The sequence below is a fragment of the Spiroplasma sp. Moj genome (genome assembly GCF_016082285.1).
Lineage (GTDB): Bacteria > Bacillota_I > Bacilli_A > Mycoplasmatales > Mycoplasmataceae > Spiroplasma > Spiroplasma phoeniceum.
In genome coordinates, this window is the sequence record NZ_MQTY02000047.1 from 1 (window position 1) to 7,336 (window position 7,336).

The following is a 7,336-nucleotide window of genomic DNA, read 5'->3' on the forward strand; positions in this document are numbered from 1 at the left end:
TTGTATCTATTTTTTGATTAGTAAGTGGATTATAAATGCTAATTTCTAAATCTCGTGGATTTAAAAAATTAGCATTATCTTCACAAATTCTTTTTTCTAAAATTTCATTATGTTTTTGAACAGTAACATTTTTACGATTAGTAATCGTTGATGCTAAATTAAGATAATAACTATCAACATCATAACTTTTTTTTAATTTCTTTTTGGCAGGTAACAACCCCATTTATAACACCTCTTTATTTTGTTTCATCTTTTTTAATAACATCTTCAATGCTATCTTGTTTTTTATCTTTTTTAAAAAATTCAAAAATTTTATCAATTAAATAGACCAAAACACCACTAATAAGTAATGATAAGCCAATATAAAAATATTCTGGTCATGAAATTTCAATTACTTTAAATGCTTTGCAAAAAAATAACACAATTGCACTTATTATTAAAATTGCTCCTAATCCCCAAATAAATATTTTGCGAATTAATAATAAAATTTCTGATTTATACTCTTTTAAATTCATTTATAACACTCCACTTTCTTTCTAAATTATTTTTTTCTTTTAAATTATCATTCATTTGTAATTAATTCATTATTATTTTTAATTATAATATTTTTATTAACCATAATTATCCTCGTTAATTTATTGTAACTCTTCTAATTTTAGAATTGTTGGCGAATATTCATCACCTGTCATTGAAATTACTACTTTATGATTATTAAGAGAATTATCTGCACTTAAAAAACCAATTCTTGTTGCTCCATTCGTTCCCAATGCTAAACTAGTTGAAATAGTTTGCAAACCACCATGATTATCTTTACATTCAAAACAAGTTGTTATAACAAAATCTGCAGTTGGTCGTTCTCAAATAAAATGAACTTTATATTTTTTCCCTAAAATAAATTTATATTTAATTACTTTTTCATTTACTCTTTCTCCAACTTCTTTTCACTGCTCGATACTTTCTTTTAAAGCATAATGTTCATTAATATATTTAGTAGTTGGTAATGTGTCATCTGTTGCTTCTAGTCCAAGCGTTTTGTTTGTTTTAATAACACTAAAATCTGCAACTTGGTCATTATTTTGGAAGATTGGGTCTCATATTCTTAATTCACCAGTTTCAGCATTAAAATCAGCATTATTACGCTTACTAGCATTTGACATTAAAGTAATTTTATTTTGTTTTAAATCTGAAACCGCAATTTCACCATCACTATTTTTAATAATACTTTTATTATCAAATGGAACACCTATTTCATTTTTGTTATTTTTAATAATACTTTTATTATCAATCTTAGTTTTTTCTTTTTCTAATAATGTATCAACTTCTAGCTGAGTATAATATGCTTCTAAATCTATCATTTTTAAATCAATACCTTCTTCTTGAAAAGTACGAAACATTTTCTTTAAAGTTGTTAAATTAGCCAGTGATTTTGCATAACTAGGTAATAAACCTTGTCATGTTGCCATTGGGTCATTTTGAGATGAATAATTAATATCACCAACACTCATATTTGCNGAAGTAAAAAACTCAATTGGAATACGGTTAAATGTTCAATGCTCAATAGTAATAAACACCATATTAATACAAATTTTCTTTAATAATGGGTCTTTAAATGTTTCAAACTTTAATTTTGAAAATGGATAATTCAAATAGGAATTAATCATATTTTGGGCTCTTAAAGCAAATGTTTTAAATCATAATTCTACATCACCTTTAAAGAACTTATTATAACGAACTGGAACTTGTGTAATTTTACCTGTCATTGGAATAAAATTATTATAATTTTCCAAAGTAACATTTTGTCATAATTGATTTAACATTTAATCATCTCCTTATCATTTACTTTTTTTAGAATATATTTTCTTTAATATAAATTTTTTACTATTTAGTAATGTTTTTGTTTTAATTGTTTTNTTTAAATCTTGTTTTGTTCTGAATTGCTTGTATGTTTGAAATACTAGTCCATTACCCAATAAACTAGTAACCGCACTATCTTCTAGCGTATTTAACAATTTATCTTTATTAAAGTTATTTTTAAATTGTTCTTGCATTTTTAATATNTTAGCAATTGTCCGATATATTTTAAAACTATCTTTTACTACTTGCTGATAAGCAAGTGGGGCAAAAGAAACTAAATTAAACAAACTTGTTTTTTTAAATCCCCAACCAATAAACCACTCACTGTTCATATANAATTTAAAGGGTTCAGGAGCCAAAACAAACTTTTCTGCTTTGATTAAAGTTGTCATAACGACAATAGGGGCATATTGCGGATTTTTATAATATATTGTTAAAGCAACTTCGCCCGCAACTGATAATGGAACAATTTTTACTGCTAAAAAAACATCAGAACCATAGGAAAAAGGTAATAATTGGCCTTTTTTAATAGCCTTAGTTTCAAATTTAGATAATATTTTTTTAGTTTTATCAGTAATTTTATTAATTACTTTTTGTTTAATAGCAATTATTTGTTTTTCAATTGGNGCTAATAATTTTTTAGTTACTTTTTGAATATAAAAATTTGGGTTTAAATGATTTAAAATTTTATTTAATTTAATTGGTGTTTGGTGCAAGATATTTAATAATTTATTATTGTATACTTTGCTACCACGCATTAAATTAGCATTTAATAGTAGNTTTTTACCAACACCTTTTTTATGAAGATTAGTCATAATGTTATATCACTCATTAGTATTAATTTTGCTTATTTTATCAATATTTAATCCATATTCAGACAATCATTTATTAGCATTTTTTTCATTTACGCGTGGTATTTTTTGAACTAATGTAGGACTTATTTTTTGAATATTTTTTTCAATTTTTAATAAATTATTAATTGTTTCTAAATTAGAAACTTTAAAACCTTTATAAAAATCATTTCGGGCTAATTTTCCAATTGTATATAATAAAGTTTCATTATTAGCCTGCTTTGTAAAATCAAATATTAATTTATCAGATAAAACCTTTTTACCCGTAACTTGTTTTACAATATCTTCTAAGTTATTAGCAGTTATTACACCTAATTTTTCAAGTAATTTAGTTTCTTTTGATAATTTTAAAATTCTAGTTGTGCGTGCTGCACGCGTTAATTTTCCAATACCACCAACTGCTGGTAACAAATTTAAAGTGGTACTTTTTGTTGTCACTTCTGAGGTTAATTTATCGTATATTTGATTTACAGTAAAATCGGTTGCTGTTTCTATTCCAAACGAGATAAATGCTGCGGCAAAATTAGATAATCCCGCGCCAAGACCAACAGCAGATGCTACACCACCAGTTAAAACTGATAAACCAAGTGCTAAAACTTGAATTCCTAAAAATTCTAATAACTGTAAACCAAAACTTTTTTCTTGTTGTTGGATTGACAATCTAGTTGGATTTTTTTTAACAGCATAAATAAGGGCTGTTTTAGATGTTCCAATTGGCATATCTATAAAACGAAAAAGTACTATTTTTTAGTACTATTAAGAATTTTTAATTTTAACATCAATCGGATTTGTTTGACCAGTAGCATTGTTTTTACCTTCAATTTGAACTTCAACAGTTTTATCATTTGTAATATTAATTGGTCAATCTTCACCTTTACTTTCAATAAAGTAATCAAAATCACTTTCAGTTAAATAACTATTTATGGCTTTTACCGCTTTTAAAACAACATCTTTAAATTGTGGTTTTAACTGTTCTGCTGTTGNTTTTGTAGGGTCTGCAACATGAATAGTTGGTTTATCTAATTTATTAATTTTACTAATATCAGTTTTTGTAACAATATGTTTAATAATTCCCTTAGGTTCAACTACTGCTCCACCTAAATATAAAACTCTTTCCATAATCAAAGTATTACCCATCCCAGTACCTAACGCAGCAGCACCAACCCTTAATGGGGTATGGTCTTTTTTGCGTAAAATAAGAGGGTCATATTTTTTGCTAAATTTAAAAGCAATTGCATTAACTCCATTTGATAATAATTCAATTGTTCCTTCTGAACCATCTTTATTAATAATTGGTAATTTTTTAGGAACCATATAGTATGTTGTTCCTTCAACAGTTTTCATTGCTCCACTCGTTTCAATTACGCTATTTATTTGGTCGTTTGCTCCAAGTTGTAACTGTAATTTATTACGAATTCCACGAATAAAATCAGCCGAACCTAATACAACTGTTTCTGATGGGGTAAAGCCATTTTCATATATTTTATCCATAATTTCATCATGGATTTGTAAAGCATTTGTATCATCTGCTTTTTGTCCTTGAATAGTTGTAACTGTTCCTTTATTAATAATTTCTAAAATTTTATTGCGTTTATAAGCAACCTCAGTATCCATTGCTTGCTCAATATCGGCAGCCCAAAGATTAGGATTAAAATCACTTTCTACGGGGTCTAATTTACGAGCAAAAGTTAAAATTGTATCTAATTCAACAATTCCATCTTCAAATTCCACTGTTGAATATTTTAGTAGGTTATCATCAGTATTAAATACTTGTCCTTCGTTTCCTAGACCTTCATTGTATTTAATATTTTTCTTTCTTTTATATGTTAAACCAAACTTATTGGTTTCTTTTCACGCAAATAATGCTTCTCAACTAAATTTTTGTTGATAAGTTTGTAAATATCATTGTTCAAATGTTTCTCGGTCTCGTTTTGTTGCTTGATTAGCAATATCTCCGAAAATTCTTTGTGGGTTTTGTGCCATAATTTACTTCCTTCTTTCTATTTATTAAATACATTGTCTGTATCTAAAATATTGTTTTCTTTGTTTTCTAATTTTGGTACGCCACCAGTATTAACTGTTTGTACCTTAATTAATTCATCATAAACACTTTGCAATTGTGTTTTAATGATTTCAATATCATCAGTAATATCATAAGACTTTAATAAAACATTTTTAAATTCTTCATTATCAGTTAAAGAATTAATAAAGTCAATTACTTCAATTTGTTTTAATTGAATTGTTTGTTGTTCAATTTGTGAAGTTAATTCAGTATTTTTTGTTTGTAGTTCGTTGATTTGCTGATTATTATTTTCTAAATTACTTACATTAAATTCTTCAACTTCAGCAGTATTTTCTAAAATAATTTCAGCAGTTTTAATATCTAAACTACNATCTTCATTTTTAATAGGTTCATTATTTTCATCAATAAGAACATATTTTACATTTTTTAATGCCATTGTTTTTCCTCCTATTTTTTAATATTTGTATTTGTTCTTTTTTTAATTGCTTTTTGTATAATTTCAAAACTATCTACTCTAAAAGATAAAAAATAGCGTTTAGTTTTTATATTTAACTGATTAAATACTGAGCCTTTAATTTTTATCTCATCATCTTTTTTTAATTTNAAAAACTCAGTTAAAATAGATGGGTTATATATTGATAATGTTGAATAATTTAATCCGTCTCATTGACATTTAGCCGAACAAGCATCAACTTCAACACCCCCAGCAACCAGTGCTTTAATTTTAGTTTTAATCGGATTTTCATGTAATCTAACAGTTAATTCTAACTTATTAACTTTTTTTATTTTAGGTTTATTAGTTATTGATTTTTTAGGTAAATTACTTTTTGATTGTGTCATTTTATCAACTCCTTTTGCTAAAAAATACTGTAAATGTTTTCAAGCATCATGTTCGTGCTCTGACATTTTAATATTTCCTTTATAAATATAATTTTTCTTAACAACTGGCGATTGTAAAACATAATTTAAATTAAATAGATATTTGCATAAAACTTTTAAACCACCAATGAATTTAGGAGTAGATAATGGATTTTTTATTTTTAAACCTTTGTGAAGTTGATAATCTTCAATTATTACAATAACTTTATTTAAATAAGAACAAATTTTATTTTTAAACTCATTTAATATTAAATACATATTATTTATTGCTTCTTCTTCATTTTTAGAATTAAAAGCAATATTATTAATTATTTTCTTTTGCAAAACATTATAAATAATAATACCAGTTTGTCCAATTCCAGCAGGGTCAACTGCAATAATATATTTTAATTTATTTGTTTTATTTTTTTGTCAATTTGTAATATTTTTCATCCATCTGATGCTAAATCTAAAATATCGTTAATTTTGTAATGTTGCATATAAGAAGCAATTACATCTCACTTGTTTTCAAATAAAATTAAGTACATTTTGGCTCATTCTAAACATTGCAAATCATAATGCTTTTTATGATGTGAAATACGACAATTAACAGGCTGACAATTAACTCAATCAAATGATGTTGTTATTTCATTTCAAGTTTTATTAATATACAAACTTTTATATTCTGTCATTTATCTATACTCCTTAATTTTTTTATTTGTTGCTCAAATTTCATCATTAATATCATTTACCGTTACTGGATAAGCTCGTATCATTAATTCTTGTAATTTATTTTTAATTTTTTTATTTCATTTTTTCATCAAATATTTTCCTTTCTGTAAAAAANCATAATACTCCTTTATTGGTTAATATTTTGATATTTAGTAAATAATTTATTTTAGTATTTAATTACTTCGCCGCCCGCTTTACTTTGAAGGTGAGCGGGGGCGTATAGGATATTTTGATAGAGTTTACCCCCATACGGAAATAAACAAAAAAAACAGTTTACCCAGTTATTAATTACGCTTCATCCATCCCTAGACAACTTTATATAAAGAAAATAACCTTTTGGAGTTCCAACCCTCTTGTTTTTTTAGTGTCCGATATTGTTTTTTTTCGGTTTAACAACACTCTTTTTATGAAAACAAGCCAAAAAACACGCGCTCTGACATTTCGCAAGTGATTAATCTTGCCGAGAATTAAAGAAATAAATAGGAGAGTAAATCCAATCGCTTTCACACTTTCTTTAAGGCTTCGTNCCATAGATGAGTTATCCATCTTTAAGCATCAAAATATTAAGTTTTAGTATTGCATTATTCATCAGATAGTACCTTTATTAAAAATGATATTATTAGTTGTTAAACNGAAAAAATATAATAAATCACAGAAAGGAAATTATAAAAATTAACTAGTTTGTAGGGTAAAATAGGTTAATTTTTAATTTTAAAGATACTATCTGATGAATAATGCAAATAAAAAAATCGCTNTAATAAGCGATTANTTTAATTTGTATTTAATTACTTTATTTATANTTTTTATAAAAANNCANNNTTNTNCTTNNTNNNAANNTTTTTTCTTTGTTTTCTTTGTAGGTATTAGAACATTATTGTGAATTTTTTGTATTCCTTGATAACCACTGTCAACTATTAATTTGGTATTTTTTAAAATTGAAATTTTTGATTCTTTAAATAAAGCACAAAAACAACATAATAGACTAGTTTCAAAAATGAGAATTATTATTNNANNTNTT

The 7,336-nt window shown here is 25.3% G+C and carries 4 protein-coding genes and 1 pseudogene; all 5 read right to left on the minus strand.

What is annotated here, in order from left to right:
* On the minus strand, nucleotides 1-223 hold a 223-nt coding region (locus BST80_RS03040), incomplete at its 3' end, for a hypothetical protein (protein WP_415745916.1).
* Between the two features lie 13 nt (nucleotides 224-236).
* Nucleotides 237-515, minus strand: coding sequence for a hypothetical protein (locus BST80_RS03045; RefSeq protein ID WP_338966369.1), 279 nt, complete (start codon nucleotides 513-515; stop codon nucleotides 237-239).
* A gap of 5,478 nt (nucleotides 516-5,993) precedes the next feature.
* On the minus strand, nucleotides 5,994-6,278 hold the full coding sequence (locus tag BST80_RS03050; protein ID WP_415745917.1) for a hypothetical protein: 285 nt from the start codon (nucleotides 6,276-6,278) through the stop codon (nucleotides 5,994-5,996).
* Nucleotides 6,279-6,407, minus strand: a complete 129-nt coding sequence (locus BST80_RS03055; protein WP_415745918.1) for a hypothetical protein — start codon at nucleotides 6,405-6,407, stop codon at nucleotides 6,279-6,281. It abuts the gene before it with no gap.
* A gap of 751 nt (nucleotides 6,408-7,158) precedes the next feature.
* Nucleotides 7,159-7,278 (minus strand): annotated as a pseudogene (locus BST80_RS03060) (IS5/IS1182 family transposase); the annotation flags it as partial.
* Nucleotides 7,279-7,336 lie beyond the last annotated feature (58 nt).